Origin of the sequence: Caenispirillum bisanense, from assembly GCF_039523075.1 — a bacterium.
GTDB classification, from domain to species: Bacteria; Pseudomonadota; Alphaproteobacteria; order Rhodospirillales; family Rhodospirillaceae; genus Caenispirillum; species Caenispirillum bisanense.
Genome location: NZ_BAAAEP010000018.1, coordinates 18,147 through 31,425, shown reverse-complemented (window position 1 = coordinate 31,425; position 13,279 = coordinate 18,147). Strand labels below are relative to the sequence as shown.

Genomic DNA, 13,279 nt, shown 5'->3' with positions numbered 1-13,279 from the left:
CGGCCACCTCACCACGCCAGCGCCATCACCCCCAGCACCGCGAACAGCGCCGCCGAGACACCGCGCACCAGGCCGAGCGGGATGCGCCCGGCGGCCTTGTTGCCGACCAGCACCACCGGCACGTTGGCGATCATCATGCCGATGGTGGTGCCGAGCGTGACCAGCCACAGGTTCTGGAACTCGGCCGCCAGGGCGACGGTGGCGATCTGGGTCTTGTCGCCGATTTCCACCAGGAAGAAGGTCACCAGGGTGGCCAGGAACGGCCCGTATTTGGCGGCCTTGGGCTCGCCCTCGGCCTCGTCGAGCTTGTCGGGCACCAGCATCCACCCCGCCATGGCCAGGAACCCGAGGCCGAGCAGCCACTTCAGCGTCTGCGGGCCGAGGAACTCGGTCACCGTCACGCCGACCAGGGCGGCGGCGGCATGGTTCGCCAGGGTGGCGATGAAGATGCCGAGGATGATGGGAATGGGCTTGCGCCAGCGGCAGGCCAGCACCAGCGCCAGCAGCTGCGTCTTGTCGCCGATTTCCGCCAGCGCCACGACGCCGGTGGATACGAGTAGGCCGTTCATTGCGATCCGTTCCGAGGGGCCGGGCGGCTGAAACCCCATGACCGGGCGCGCCCCGCCCGGCCCCATAGAAGCCCCGGAAGCGTCCGGTCAAAGGTCTCGCCAGGGCCGCCTTGAGCGGCCTGTCCGCGCCATGGAAGCGGCAGTCTCCCGATGCCGGTTTCCAAGTCTGTTGACGCGGCCCCCTCTCGCAATGGAGGGCGGCTACTCCCCGATGACGGGGCAAAGACTACCCCCTCGGCGGCGGATGTCAAGCGGTCGCGGGGGACAACCGGCGGATGGTGGCGTCCTGTTTGCGTTGACCGCCGGGCGCGGCGTGGTAAGGTCCGGGTTCGTCCGCAACGGATAGCCGTCCGGCCTTGACCAGTCACCGTACCACCGCCCCCGACGGGGAACCGCAGCAACGGCACCGCCGTGGCGGCGTCGGGGCCTTGATCAAGAAATACCTGAAGAGCGATCGCGTCCGCGACCGTCTCTGCAGCCTCGCGGCCCGCTACATCAGCCTGGTGTTCGCTACCGGCCGGTGGGAGGAGATCGGCCGCCAGCATCCCGAAGCGGTGTGGAACGCGGGCAAGCCGTTCATCCTGTCGTTCTGGCATGGCCGCCTGCTGATGATGCCGAAGGTGTGGCCGGCCTCCCAGCCCATCCACATGCTGATCTCGCAGCACCGCGACGGCCAGCTGATCGCCCGCACCGTCGGCCACTTCGGCATCCACACCGCCGCCGGCTCGTCCACCCGCGGCGGGTCGGGCGCCCTGCGGGTGATGCTGAAGGCGCTGAAGACCGGCGAGAACGTCGGCATCACCCCCGATGGTCCGCGCGGCCCGCGCCAGCGCGCCACCGACGGCGTCATCCACATCGCCCGCATGTCCGGCGCGCCGGTGATCCCGCTCGCCTACGCCGCCCGCCGCCGCCGGCTGCTCGACAGCTGGGACCGCTTCATGGTGCCGCTGCCGTTCAGCGGCGGCGTGTTCGTGTGGGGCGAGCCGATGATCGTGCCGCGCGACGCCGACGCCGCCGTCATCGAACACCTGCGGGCGGAGCTGGAGGCGCGCATGAACGCCCTCACCGCCGAGGCCGACCGCCGCGTCGGCCACCGCACCACCGAGCCCGCCCCCCTGCCCGACGCCGACCGGCCGGAGCGCGAGGAAGAGGCGGCGGCGCCATGCTGATCAGCCTCTACCGCGGCCTCACCACCCTGGGCGGGCCGGTGATCGACCTCTACCTCGGCCGCCGCCGGGCGGCCGGCAAGGAAGACCCGCTGCGCTTCCCGGAACGGCGCGGCCATGCCTCGCTGCGCCGCCCGTCCGGCCCGCTGGTGTGGGTGCACGCCGCCAGCGTCGGCGAGAGCCTGTCCATGCTGCCGCTGCTGCGCCACCTGCGGGAGACGCGGCCGGGCCTGACCGTGCTGCTGACCACCGGCACCGTCACCTCCGCCCGCATGATGGCCGACCGCCTGCCGGAAGGCTGCCTGCACCAGTACGTGCCGGTTGACCGCATCCGCTTCGTGCGCCGCTTCCTCGATCACTGGCAGCCCGACCTGGTTCTGTGGGCGGAAAGCGAGTTCTGGCCCAACATGATCACCGAAATCGGCCGCCGCGGGCTGCCGCTGGTGCTGCTGAACGGCCGCGTCTCCGACCGCTCGTTCCGCAACTGGCAGCGGTTCCGCGGCCTGATCGGGCAGCTGCTGGGGTCCTTCACCCTCTGCCTCGGGCAGACCGCCGACGATGCCGACCGCCTGAGCCAGCTGGGCGCCCCGGCCTGCGACTGCCTCGGCAACCTGAAGTTCGCGGCGCCGCCGCTGCCGGCCGACGAGGACACCCTGATCCGCCTGCGCCGGCTGACCGCCGAGCGGCCGGTGTGGCTGGCCGCCAGCACCCATGCCGGCGAGGAAGCCATGGCCGCCCGCCTGCACCACACCCTGGCGGAGCGTCACCCCGGCCTGCTCACCGTCGTCATCCCCCGCCACGCCCACCGCGGCGACGAGGTGCGGGCGGAGCTGGAGGCGGAAGGGCTGCGCGTCGCCCAGCGCTCCCGCGGCGAGATGCCCGAGGCCGGCATCGACCTCTACCTGGCCGACACCATGGGCGAGATGGGCCTGTTCTGCCGCCTGGCGCCGGTGGTGTTCATCGGCAAGTCGCTCATCGGCCACGGCGGCCAGAACCCGCTGGAAGCGGCGCGACTCGGCTGCGCGGTGGTGATGGGGCCGCACATGGACAACTTCGCCGAAATGACCCGCCGCATGGTCACCGGCGGCGCCGCCCTGCAGGTGGGCAGCGAGGGCGAACTGGCGCTGACCGTCGACCGCCTGCTGCGCGACCCGCAGGAACGCCGCCCGCTGGCCGACCGCGGCCACGACTTCGCGACCCAGGAAATGGTGGTGCTGGAGCGGGTGCTGGACCGTCTGGCGCCGCTGCTCGACACGGCGGAACGGCAGGCGGCGGCCCATGCGCGCGCCTGAGTTCTGGCAGACCGAGACCGGCCTCACCCGCCTGCTGGAGCCGGCCGCCCTGCTCTATGCCGCCGCTGGCCGCTGGCGGCGGGCCCGCACGGTGCCGGCCGAGGCCGGGGTGCCGGTGGTCTGCGTCCGCAACATCACCGCCGGCGGCGCCGGCAAGACGCCGGTGTGCCTGGCGCTGGCCGCCCTGGTCGACGGCGCCCACTTCCTCACCCGCGGCTACGGCGGCTCGGAAGCCGGGCCGCTGCGGGTGGAGCCCGACCGCCACACCGCCGACGAGGTGGGCGACGAGGCGCTGCTGCTGGCCGCCCGCGCCCCCACCTGGGTGGCCCGCCGCCGGCCGGAGGGCGCCCGCGCCGCCGTGGCCGCCGGAGCGGCCGCCATCATCATGGACGACGGCCACCAGAACCCGACCCTGGCGAAAACCCTGTCGCTGGTGGTGGTGGACGGCGGCTACGGCTTCGGCAACCGCCGCGTCATCCCCGCCGGCCCCTTGCGCGAACCGCTGGCGGAGGGCCTGTCCCGCGCCGATGCGGTGGTGCTGGTGGGCGACGACACCACCGGCGTCGCCCGCCGCCTGCCCAAGGGCCTGACGGCGCTGCGGGCGCGGCTGGTGGCGGGGCCGGAGGCGGGGGCCCTGGCCGGGCGGCGGGTGGTCGCCTTCGCCGGCATCGGCCGGCCGGAGAAGTTCTTCGCCACCCTGCGCGGTGCCGGCGCCCTGCTGGCCGCCGTCCACCCCTTTGCCGACCATCACCCCTACCGCCACGACGACGTGCAACCGATCCTCGATGAAGCCTTCGCCCTGGGCGCCGTGCCCGTGACCACCGCCAAGGACGCCGTCCGCCTGCCGCCCGACCAGCGCCAGCAGGTCGACGTGGTCTCCGTCGCCGTCGCCTGGGACGACCCCGCCGCCCTGCGTGCCCTGCTGGCCGCCCACGGCCTGCCGCTGCGCGCCGATGCCGGAGACGGAGCCGCCGCCCATGGCTAAGCGCAAGGCGGCCTGGCGCACCCGGCTGGAAGGCTGGCTGGCGCGCGGCGTCTACTTCGGCCTGCGACGGCTGCCGGTCAACCGATCCTCCGACCTGGTCGGCGGGCTGTTCCGGCTGATCGGGCCGCGTCTGGGCGTTTCCCGCATCGCCCACCGCAACCTCGCCCGCGCCTTCCCGGAAAAGTCCGAGGTCGAGCGCGAGACCATCCTGCGCGGCATGTGGGAGAACCTGGGCCGCACCGCCGGCGAGTTCCCGCACCTGGAGGACGGCCGCTTCTACGCCGCCCACTGCGACGTGGTGGGGGCCGAGCATATCCGCGCCCTGCGCGACGACGGCAAGGGCGGCCTCACCTTCTCCGCCCACCTCGGCAACTGGGAGATGGCCAACCTGTTCGCCGGGGCCGAGGGGCTGGTAATGCACCGCTTCTACCGCGCCGCCAACAACCCGGCGGTGGAAGACCTGTTCCGCCGCGCCCGTGGCGGTGCCCCCGGCGAGGTGCTGCCCAAGGGCGCCGCCGGCGCCCGCCGCGCCTTCGCCCTGCTGAAGAAGGGCGAGCACCTGGGCATGCTGGTCGACCAGAAGCTGAACGAGGGCATCCCGGTGCCGTTCTTCGGCCGCGACGCCATGACCACCACCTCCATCGCCCAGTTCGCCCTGCGCCTGGACCTGCCGGTGGTGCCGGGGCGGGTGGTGCGCACCGCGCCGCACCGCCTGCGGGTGGAGATCTACCCGCCCATGGAGCTGCCGCGCACCGGCGATCTCGATGCCGACGTGCGCGAGCTGATGACCCGCATCAACGCCATGATCGAAGGCTGGATCCGCGAACACCCCGACCAGTGGCTGTGGCTGCACCGCCGCTGGCCGGACTAACCCCGGACTGACCCCGCGCGCCGGCGCCGCGGCGCCGGGATCAGGCGGCGCGGCTGCGGCCCTCGCGGTGGACGATGTAAAGGCCGCTGGCGACGATCACCGCCGCCCCCCACCACACATGCGGCCCCGGCACCTCGTGCCAGATCACCCAGCCGGCCAGCGCCGCCACCGGCAGGTTGAGGTAGTCGAACGGCGCCAGCACCGCCACCGGGGCGCACTGGTAGGCGCGGGTGAGGAACAGCACGGCGATGCCGCCGGCAATGCCCATCATGGCCATCAGCGCCAGGTCGGCAGCGGTGGGGCTGACCCAGTTCCACGGCAGCAGCAGCGCCAGCACGGCGATGGACACGAAGTGGGTGTAAAGCGCCAGGCTGGTCGGGCCGTCGCGGCGCATGAGCCGGCGGCCCCACACCATCGACAGGGCATAGATGGCGGTGCCGGCCAGGGCGAGGCCGGCGCCCAGGCTGAGGGTCAGGCCGTCGGGCCGCACCACCACCAGCACGCCGGCGAAGCCGACCAGGATGGCCGCCCACCGCCGCCAGCCCACCCGTTCCCCCAGCAGCGGCACGCCCAGCGCCGCCATCAGGATCGGCGCGGCGAAGCCGATGGTGATGGCCTCCGCCAGCGGCAGCAGCGCGAAGGAGCCGAAGATGCACAGCATGGCCGCCGGCGCCAGCATGGACCGCAGCAGCACCCCCGCCGGCTGGCGCAGCCGCAGGGCGATGCCGCCGCCGCGCAATGCCATGGGCAGCAGCGGCAGCAGGCCGAAGACGGAGCGGAAGAACGCCACCTGCGGCACCGGATAGGTCGCCGCCAGCCACTTGATGCTGGTGTCCATGACGCCGAAGAACAGGGTCGCCACCACCACCAGCAGGATGCCGCGCAGGGGCTGCTCCGCCGTCGCCGGCGGCGTCACCGGCAGCGGGATGGCGGTGCCGGCGGGAGGGGGAGCGGCGGCGGGGCGCTTGCGGACCTGCATGATTTTTTCCTGTCGACGGTACACCAGCATGGCACGCGCCGCCGTTCGCGGCTGCGGCCATTGACGCGGCACCGCGGGAGCCGCTCGCTGTTCACGACAGGAAATCCGCCGCCCGCTGTGTCAACGGCGGTTCACATCCCGCCGCAGCTGCTCACAGGCCGCGGCCAAGGGGGGAATCGGCGCCCTGCTTTGGGAGGGGGTGGCCTGCGTCGTTTGATACCGCACCCATGCCGTCCGGCCGGATCGACAGGGGGATTTCCTTGCGGAAAATAGGGCTGTGTGAGGCTCGTCACATCACCGGACGGGCTATCGTGGCACAAGGCTCGCGTGATGCGCGAGCATGATGACGATGCGGTGACACCGCTTGCATCGGCCGTGCGGCACCTTAGGTAAGGGTCAGGCCCACGGCGAGCGACTTTTTTCTCCTGCCAGCTCAACGCCGAGGCGGGCCGAGCGTTAGTCCCAGCGCTGCATGGACGGCACAGAAAAACCGACTGCAGCACCCGGACAAACCCAAGGACACGCTCCTGCTCTCAAGGGCTGTATGCCGAAACGAAAAGAAATGCAGGAAGGGAGTGCCAAGTGATGACGAGAGGAATGGTGATCAACTCCTTCAAGCCGCCGCGCAACAGCTACCACGCATCTTCCGAGGCCGAACGTGGCCTGCGTCCGCGTGCCGATCGCTTTGCCGCCAACGAAGAACCCTCCATCGCCGAGCTGATGGGCGACCCGATCATGGACGCCCTGCTGGCCCGCGACGGACTCCACCGCGACCTCGTCCATCGCTGCATCGCCGAGGCCCGCGCCCGCCTCGGCTGACGCCATCCCTTATCCCGCCAGGAAAAAAGGCCGGCTCCCCAAGGGGCCGGCCTTTGCCGTTCCGGGGCCGCTTTCAGGAGGAGCTGGTGGTGGCGGTGGTGGCGGTGGTGGCAGCAGCAGGCGCCTGCCCTTCCGCCACCGCGTCGCCGCCGCCCTTGGGGCGGGTCAGCTGCCACACCCGGTCGATGGTGGCGTAGTCCTGGTAGCCGAGTCGGGCGATGGGGCGGATGCGCTCCACGTCCACCTTGCCGTCGGGGGTCAGCGCCTCGTCGGCCACATGGACGCCGACCACCGTGCCGATGACCAGGGCGTTGGGGGCGCCGTCGCCGTCGGGCGGCAGGTCGACGATCTGCCACACCCGGCATTCCAGATGGATGGGGCTTTCCGCCACCCGCGGCGGCGCCACCAGACGGCTGGCGGCGGCGGTGAGGCCGGCGTGGTCCAGCTCGCTCTCCCCCGGCGGCAGCGGGCGGGAGGTGGCGTTGACCGCATCGCGCAGGTCGTGGGTGGCCATGTTGACCACGAACTCGCCGGTGGCGCGGCAGTTGCGCACCGTATCCTTCTCGCCGCCGTCCACCGCGTGGCGGCCGCCGATGCCCAGCACCACCATGGGCGGCTCGCCGGCCACCGCGTTGAAGTAGCTGAAGGGGGCCAGGTTCACCCGCCCGGCCGCATCCACCGTCGTCACCCAGCCGATGGGGCGGGGAATGACGCAGCTCTTGAACGGGTTGAAGGGCAGGCCGTGCGGCTGTCCGACCTCATGAAACATGACGCATCTCCGCCACCGCCGCTTCCACCCCGGCGGCGATCCGCAGCAGGCGGTCGTCGTGGCCGGTGGCGGCGACCACCTGCAGGCCCACCGGCGCCTCGCCCGGCCGGTTGACCGGCAGCGTCACCGCGCAGCCGTCGAGCACGTTGACCAGCCGGGTGTTGCGCAGCATGAGGCGGTTCCAGGTGTTGTAGCCGGCCTCGTCGGCATCCACCTGGGCGATGGTGGGCGCCACCGTCGGCAGGGTCGGCCACAGCAGGGCATCGAACGGCGCCGCCAGCGCCTCCCAGCGGGCGCGGAAGGCGTCGCGCCAGCGCATCATGTCGACCAGATCGGCCGCCGACCAGCCTTCCGCCGCCTTCATGCGCTCGCGCACCCGCGGGTCATAGCGGTCGCCGGCGATGGCGATGGTGCGGCGGTGCAGCGCCCAGGCCTCCGCCGTCACCTGCGCCGCCTGACGGGCGACGTAGGTTTCGTCGATCAGGTGTTCCGCCGCCACGCCCTCGATATGGGCGCCGGCCGCGCTCAGCCGGTGCAGCGCCGCCTCGAAGGCGTCGGAGACGATGGCGTCCATGTCGTCGAGCAGCAGGCAGCGCGGCACCGCCAGGCGCAGGCCCTTGACCGGGAAGGGCTCCGTCGGCCGCACCGGGCCGCCGCTCAGCACGGCGTCGAGCAGGGCGCAGCAGGCCACCGTCGGCGCCAGCGGCCCGACCGAATCCATGGCGAAGGACAGCGGGAAGCAGCCGTCGCGGCTGACCCGCGCCTGCGTCGGCTTGAAGCCGGTGAGGCCGCACAGGCCGGCCGGAATGCGCACGCTGCCGCCGGTATCGGTGCCGATGGCCGCCGCCGCCATGCCGTCGGTGACCGACACCGCCGCCCCCGACGACGATCCGCCGGGAATGCGGCCGGTGGCGCGGTCCCAGGGGTTCCTGGGCGTGCCGTAGTGGGGGTTGAGGCCGACGCCGGAAAAGGCGAACTCGGTCATGGTGGTGCGGCCGACCAGCACCGCCCCGGCCTCCCGCAGCCGTCGCACCACCGGCGCATCGGCGGCGGCCGGCGGGTCGTCGGCGCGCACCACCGAGCCGACGGTGGTCACCTGCCCCTTGATGTCGAACAGATCCTTCACCGACACCGGCAAACCGAGCAGCGGCGCGCTGTCGAAGCCGGCCTTGCGGGCCCCGTCCGCGAGGTCGGCGGCGGCCAGCGCCGCCGCCTCGTCGACCAGGGTGAAGACCCGCGGCCCCTCCCCCACTTTCGCCCGCGCCAGCGCCGCCTCGGTCAGCGCGCGGGAGGTGGTGCGGCCAGCCGACAGGTCGTCGAGCAGAGCCGCAAGCGGGGTCATGGGCAGCATGTCAGAACGTCTCCGTCAGCGGTCTTGGCGTCATTCCCCCAGCGCCACGCCCTCGCGCCGCGGGTCGGCACCGCCGTAGAGGCGGCCGTCCGGTCCGATGGCGATGGCGTGCAGGCCGCTGGTCATGTCGACGATCTTGACCTCGTGGCCGCGCGCCTGCAAGTCGGGCGCCAGCCGCTCCGCCGCCGTGCCGGCCTCCAGCTCGGTGGCGCCGCCGCGGCTCTGGACGTGCGGCAGGCTCACCGCCTCCTGCGGGTCGAGGCCCCAGTCGAGCACGCCCATGATGCTGCCCGCCGTGTAGCCGATGATCCGCGCGCCCCCCGGCGAGCCGGTGACCAGCAGCGGCCGCAGGTTCTGGCCGAGCACGATGGTCGGCGCCATGGAACTGCGCGGCCGCTTGCCCGGCTCCACCCGGTTGGCGACAGGGCGGCCCTTGGCGTCCTTGGGCTCGAACGAGAAGTCGGTGAGCTGGTTGTTGAGCAGGAAGCCGTTGACGAACACCCGCGAGCCGAAGGCGCCCTCGATGGACGACGTCATCGACAGGGCATCGCCGTGGGAATCGACGATGCTGACCTGGGTGGTGGAGGGGATTTCCAGTGCCGCGCCGTTGCCCCAGGCGGCGGTCTTCTGCGGCACCCCCGGCGGCGTGCCGGCGTCCGGCGAGGCGATCAGCCCGTCGGCCCGCATCAGCCGCGCCCGTTCCCGCAGGTAGCCCTTGTCGATCAGCCCGGCCACCGGCACGTCGACGAAATCGCTGTCGCCGACGTAGAGGTTGCGGTCGGCAAAGGCCAGCCGCTGCGCCTGGGTCAGGTAGTGGGCGGTGCGGATGCCGAGCGGTTCGTTCACCAGCGCCGGCGGCAGGGTGTCGAGCATGCCGAGGATCTGGCCGACGGCGATGCCGCCCGACGACGGCGGCCCCATGCCGCACACCAGCCGGCCGCGATAGCCGGTGCACACCGGCTCCCGCTCCTTGGCCTGGTAGCCGGACAGGTCGGCCAGCGACAGATCGCCCGGCCGGCGCGGCGCCGTGCGCACCGCCTCCACCATGGCGGCGGCCAGCGGGCCGCGATAGAAGGCATCGGCGCCGCCGCGGGCGATGGTGCGGAAGGTGGCGGCCAGGGCCGGGTTGCGCAGGGTCTCGCCCACCGCCGGCGGCTCGCCGTCGTCGCCGTAGAAATAGGCGGCGGCGGCCGGCATCTTCCTCAGGTCCTGGTCCTCGGCCAGCAGCTGGTGCAGGCGCGGGGTGACGGCGAACCCGTCCTCCGCCAGCTTGATCGCCGGCTCGAACAGGGTCGCCCACGGCAGCCGGCCCTCGCGCTTGTGGACGGCCTCCAGCATGCGCAGCACGCCCGGCACGCCGACCGACAGGCCGCCGACCACGGCATCGTTGAAGGGCAGCGGCTTGCCGTCGGCATCAAGGAACCGTTCCGGCCGCGCCGCCGCCGGGGCGGTCTCGCGGCCGTCCCAGGCGGACAGGCGGCGGCTGTCGGAGTCCCAGTGCAGCAGGAAGGCGCCGCCGCCGATGCCGCTCGACTGCGGCTCCACCAGGGTCAGCACCGCCTGGGTGGCGATGGCGGCGTCGATGGCGGCGCCGCCGCGCTTCAGCATCGCCTGCCCGGCCTGGGCGGCCAGCGGGTGCGCCGCCGCCACCATGTACTTCTGTGCCACCACCGGCGGCTTGGCCTGCCAGCCGGTGGCCGCTTCCGGCTGTGCCTGAAGGTCCGGGCCGGCCGCATCGGTCGCAGCGGCGGCGCCAGCGGAGGCGGAGGCGGAGGAGGTGGGCGCCTCGGCCGGAGTCGCGGTGGCATCGGGTGCGACGGCGGTCTCCGGCGGCGCCTCGCCGGTGCCGGCGCAGGCCGCCAGCAGGAGTGCCAGGGCCACGGCCAAGGGCTTGATCGGTCTCGACATTCGCCAGTCTCCCACGGTTCTTCTCGCACATCCCCGGCGAGCATAACGCCTGACCGGATGCAGCCTGCAGCTTTTTTCCGTTGCAACATGGAATTCTTCAGATTATTTCTTGACTACTGCACTCCGGTAATCGGCGGTGCAGGGCGCAGCGGCAGGCCTCATCCCCTCCGGGCCCGGCCGCCTCGCAGACGACGCCATTCCGGGCCGTTCCGCAGCGGCCCGTCGGAAGCGCAACGGGGATCCCCTTCCCCGCAGGGGCGGCGGCGGCCGGGACCTATTCCCCCTCCGTCGACCAGCCGGCCGGTTGCCGCCCCTCGCGCTATCGCCTCCTCCCCGTTCCGCAGCAGATCGCCTGCCGCCGCCGCTTTCCGGCCGCGGCCCGGCAGTGCTATGGTGCCCGCCATCCCATGCCGCACCGGAACGGAAGGACAAGGCGGTGAGCGACAACCGCGAAATGTACTCGGAAATCAACGCCCTCATCGGCGGCCTCGCCAAGGCGTTCGAGATCGACGACAAGGCCGTGGTGGCCGACCTGGAAGCCGGCCGCATCAGCCTGGACATGGCCGCCGACGAGAACGGCAACCGCTACATCGCCGCCACCCGCGGCGACCGCACGGCGCGGCTCTACCAGGGTGCGATCCAGTACGACCGCCCGCCCGGCGAAGGCGGCGGCAGCCCCGCCGGCGAAGGCTGAGTGCGCCGGTGATCGCAAAGACATTGCCGGAACGCCCGCGCCCGACGACAATCGACCGTTGAGCAAACGGAACGACGGGCCGTGAAGACCAGGAAGTTCAGGGACGGAGACATCGTCTATCGCGAGGGCGAGACCTCGGACAGCGCGTACATCGTGCAGTCCGGGCGGGTGGAGCTGTTCAAGGACAGCGGCACCGGCCCCATGCTGATAGCCACCGCCGGCCCCGACGAACTGTTCGGCGAGACCGGCCTGCTGGACGGCCGCAGCCGCGACGCCACCGCCTATTGCGCCGGCGACGTGGTGCTGAAGGTGCTGCCGCGGCGCGAGTTCCTGCGCCGCATCGAGAACGATCCCGCCACCGCCATGAAGGTGATGGCCAAGCTCGCCCAGCGCCTGCGCGAAACCGACGAGCGCGCCGCCATGGGCATGGCCGGGCTGCCGGTGCCGGTGGATGGCGGCCAGGGCGGGCTGATCGTGCCGCCGCCGCCCGACCCGCGCCGCCAGACCCTGCTGACCCGGCTGTTCGGCCGCTGGCGCTCCTCCGGCGGCGAGCCGCGCGAAAGCGGCAGCGCCGTGCGCCCGTTCCGGGTGCTGGTGGCGCCCTTCGGCAACGACCCGCAGGACACCCAGCGCCCCCATGTAGTCGCCTGGGTGGAGCAGCTGGAGGGCTTCACCGCCAAGCCCCACGGCAGCAAGGTGCTGCCGGCCGAATCGGACGCCCTGCTGCAGCCGGGGGAACGCTTCCGCCGCGCCGCCGCCACCGCCCGCCGCTGGCTGGCCGAAGGCCACGCCGACCTGGTGCTGTGGGGCGAGGTGGACAGCGAAGGCCGCATGATCCAGGTCCACTTCACCGCCGCGCCGTGGGCGGAGGACGACAAGCCCGGCCTGCCGCAGCCGCTGCTGTGGCTGCCGCTGCCGTGCTACTTCGACGAAGGCTGGGCGCCGCTGTTCCATGCCGCCGTGATGGGCGCGGTGGAGCCGCGCGGCGAGGGTCAGGCGCAGTTCCTCAGCCTGCGCCTGCCGGGCTGGATGGAGGCGGCGCGCGGCTTCATCGACCAGCCGGTGGACGGCCTTTATCAGATCGAGACGGCGCAGATCTTCGCCATCTACGGCATGGCGGCGGCGGTGACCGGCGGCCTCAACCCCGGCACCGGCCTGCAGGAATACGGCGCCGAGGTGCTGCGCTCGGCCATCGAATGGACGCCGGGCGAGAATGCCGACGTGTGGTATGCGCTGCAGCGCCAGCTGGGCCTCGTCTATCAGGCCATCGCCGAGCGTACCAACAGCCCCGACTATTTCCACGCCGCCGCCGAGGCCTACCGCCAGGCCATCTACGGCACCGAGCGCGGCGTCGAGCCGGAAATCTGGGCCAGCCTGCACAACCGCCTGGGGGTGGTGCTGTTCCGCCTGGACATGGCCGAGGGCAACCCCGACGCCCTGCGCGAGGCGGTGGGTGCCTTCCAGTACGCCCTGACCGTCTTCACCCGCCAGAGCTTCCCCTGGCAGTGGGCGGAGGTGATGCACAACGTCAGCCAGGTGCTGCAGGTCTACGGCGACGCCCACCGCAACCAGGAGGTGCTGGAGCGCGCCATCGGCACCATCCGCAACGCCCTGCTGGTGCGGCGGCAGGAGTCGGTGCCGCTGCTGTGGGCGGCCAGCCGCAACTCCCTTGGCGCCGCCCTGTTCCTGCTCGCCAAGCACACCCGCGACGGCGCCCCGCTGGTGGAAGCGGTGGAATGCTTCAGCGATGCGCTGACGACCTATCAGCAGAACGGCGCCCGGTCGCAGGCCCGCATCGCCCAGAAGAACCTGGAACGGGCGCAGCGGCTGGCCGGCCGCGTGCCGCCGCAGGGGCAGGAGGCGCGGCCTTAGGCCG

The 13,279-nt window shown here is 72.6% G+C and carries 12 protein-coding genes and 1 riboswitch; of the genes, 7 read left to right on the top strand and 5 right to left on the bottom strand.

All coding sequences use genetic code 11. From position 1 onward, the window contains the following. Positions 1-8: 8 nt before the first annotated feature. Positions 9-569, bottom strand: a complete 561-nt coding sequence (locus ABD056_RS10040; protein WP_343866425.1) for a TMEM165/GDT1 family protein — start codon at positions 567-569, stop codon at positions 9-11. Between the two features lie 102 nt (positions 570-671). Beyond that, positions 672-791: riboswitch (yybP-ykoY riboswitch) on the bottom strand. A 206-nt stretch (positions 792-997) separates the two neighbouring features. On the opposite strand from ABD056_RS10040, the gene ABD056_RS10035 reads away from it, so the two are divergent. The 4 genes from ABD056_RS10035 to ABD056_RS10020 are packed head-to-tail and all read left to right on the top strand — an operon-like array spanning position 998 to position 4,883. Next, entirely contained in the window at positions 998-1,738 is a 741-nt protein-coding gene (locus tag ABD056_RS10035) for a lysophospholipid acyltransferase family protein (protein WP_343866424.1), read from the top strand. Beyond that, positions 1,732-3,027, top strand: a complete 1,296-nt coding sequence (locus tag ABD056_RS10030; RefSeq protein ID WP_343866423.1) for a 3-deoxy-D-manno-octulosonic acid transferase — start codon at positions 1,732-1,734, stop codon at positions 3,025-3,027. The genes ABD056_RS10035 and ABD056_RS10030 overlap by 7 nt, the downstream gene beginning before the upstream one ends. Beyond that, entirely contained in the window at positions 3,014-4,012 is a 999-nt protein-coding gene (gene lpxK / locus ABD056_RS10025) for a tetraacyldisaccharide 4'-kinase (protein ID WP_343866422.1), read from the top strand. Before ABD056_RS10030 ends, lpxK begins: the two co-directional genes overlap by 14 nt. Then, positions 4,005-4,883, top strand: coding sequence for an LpxL/LpxP family acyltransferase (locus ABD056_RS10020; RefSeq protein ID WP_343866421.1), 879 nt, complete (start codon positions 4,005-4,007; stop codon positions 4,881-4,883). The genes lpxK and ABD056_RS10020 overlap by 8 nt, the downstream gene beginning before the upstream one ends. Positions 4,884-4,923: 40 nt before the next feature. Here ABD056_RS10020 and ABD056_RS10015 read toward each other — a convergent pair whose 3' ends face one another. Then, positions 4,924-5,862 carry a DMT family transporter gene (locus ABD056_RS10015; protein WP_343866420.1) on the bottom strand — a complete coding sequence of 313 codons (939 nt, stop codon included), beginning with the start codon at positions 5,860-5,862 and terminating at the stop codon, positions 4,924-4,926. 585 nt (positions 5,863-6,447) lie between these two features. Here ABD056_RS10015 and ABD056_RS10010 point away from each other — a divergent pair. Further along, positions 6,448-6,681: a hypothetical protein gene (locus ABD056_RS10010; protein ID WP_343866419.1), complete on the top strand. Its 234-nt coding sequence runs from the start codon at positions 6,448-6,450 to the stop codon at positions 6,679-6,681. A 73-nt stretch (positions 6,682-6,754) separates the two neighbouring features. Here the strand turns inward: ABD056_RS10010 and ABD056_RS10005 are convergent, their stop codons facing one another. The 3 genes from ABD056_RS10005 to ggt are packed head-to-tail and all read right to left on the bottom strand — an operon-like array spanning position 6,755 to position 10,709. Further along, positions 6,755-7,450 carry a flavin reductase family protein gene (locus tag ABD056_RS10005; RefSeq protein WP_343866418.1) on the bottom strand — a complete coding sequence of 232 codons (696 nt, stop codon included), beginning with the start codon at positions 7,448-7,450 and terminating at the stop codon, positions 6,755-6,757. Next, positions 7,440-8,801 (bottom strand): amidase, encoded by a 1,362-nt coding sequence (locus ABD056_RS10000; protein ID WP_343866417.1) that lies wholly within the window; start codon positions 8,799-8,801, stop codon positions 7,440-7,442. Before ABD056_RS10000 ends, ABD056_RS10005 begins: the two co-directional genes overlap by 11 nt. Before the next feature lie 30 nt (positions 8,802-8,831). Beyond that, positions 8,832-10,709, bottom strand: a complete 1,878-nt coding sequence (ggt, locus tag ABD056_RS09995) for a gamma-glutamyltransferase (RefSeq protein WP_343866416.1) — start codon at positions 10,707-10,709, stop codon at positions 8,832-8,834. A 436-nt stretch (positions 10,710-11,145) separates the two neighbouring features. Between ggt and ABD056_RS09990 the strand changes: the two genes are divergently transcribed. Both ABD056_RS09990 and ABD056_RS09985 read left to right on the top strand, forming a co-directional pair. Next, positions 11,146-11,403 (top strand): hypothetical protein, encoded by a 258-nt coding sequence (locus tag ABD056_RS09990; protein ID WP_343866415.1) that lies wholly within the window; start codon positions 11,146-11,148, stop codon positions 11,401-11,403. 81 nt (positions 11,404-11,484) lie between these two features. After that, positions 11,485-13,275 (top strand): Crp/Fnr family transcriptional regulator, encoded by a 1,791-nt coding sequence (locus ABD056_RS09985; RefSeq protein WP_343866414.1) that lies wholly within the window; start codon positions 11,485-11,487, stop codon positions 13,273-13,275. Positions 13,276-13,279: the final 4 nt, after the last annotated feature.

What these genes read in the sequence shown, in the direction of transcription:
- ABD056_RS10040 (WP_343866425.1), bottom strand. Translation starts at nt 569, where the DNA reads ATGAACGGCCTACTCGTATCCACCGGCGTCGTGGCGCTGGCGGAAATC.
- ABD056_RS10030 (WP_343866423.1), top strand. Translation starts at nt 1,732, where the DNA reads ATGCTGATCAGCCTCTACCGCGGCCTCACCACCCTGGGCGGGCCGGTG.
- lpxK (WP_343866422.1), top strand. Translation starts at nt 3,014, where the DNA reads ATGCGCGCGCCTGAGTTCTGGCAGACCGAGACCGGCCTCACCCGCCTG.
- ABD056_RS10020 (WP_343866421.1), top strand. Translation starts at nt 4,005, where the DNA reads ATGGCTAAGCGCAAGGCGGCCTGGCGCACCCGGCTGGAAGGCTGGCTG.
- ABD056_RS10015 (WP_343866420.1), bottom strand. Translation starts at nt 5,862, where the DNA reads ATGCAGGTCCGCAAGCGCCCCGCCGCCGCTCCCCCTCCCGCCGGCACC.
- ABD056_RS10010 (WP_343866419.1), top strand. Translation starts at nt 6,448, where the DNA reads ATGACGAGAGGAATGGTGATCAACTCCTTCAAGCCGCCGCGCAACAGC.
- ABD056_RS10005 (WP_343866418.1), bottom strand. Translation starts at nt 7,450, where the DNA reads ATGTTTCATGAGGTCGGACAGCCGCACGGCCTGCCCTTCAACCCGTTC.
- ABD056_RS10000 (WP_343866417.1), bottom strand. Translation starts at nt 8,801, where the DNA reads ATGCTGCCCATGACCCCGCTTGCGGCTCTGCTCGACGACCTGTCGGCT.
- ggt (WP_343866416.1), bottom strand. Translation starts at nt 10,709, where the DNA reads ATGTCGAGACCGATCAAGCCCTTGGCCGTGGCCCTGGCACTCCTGCTG.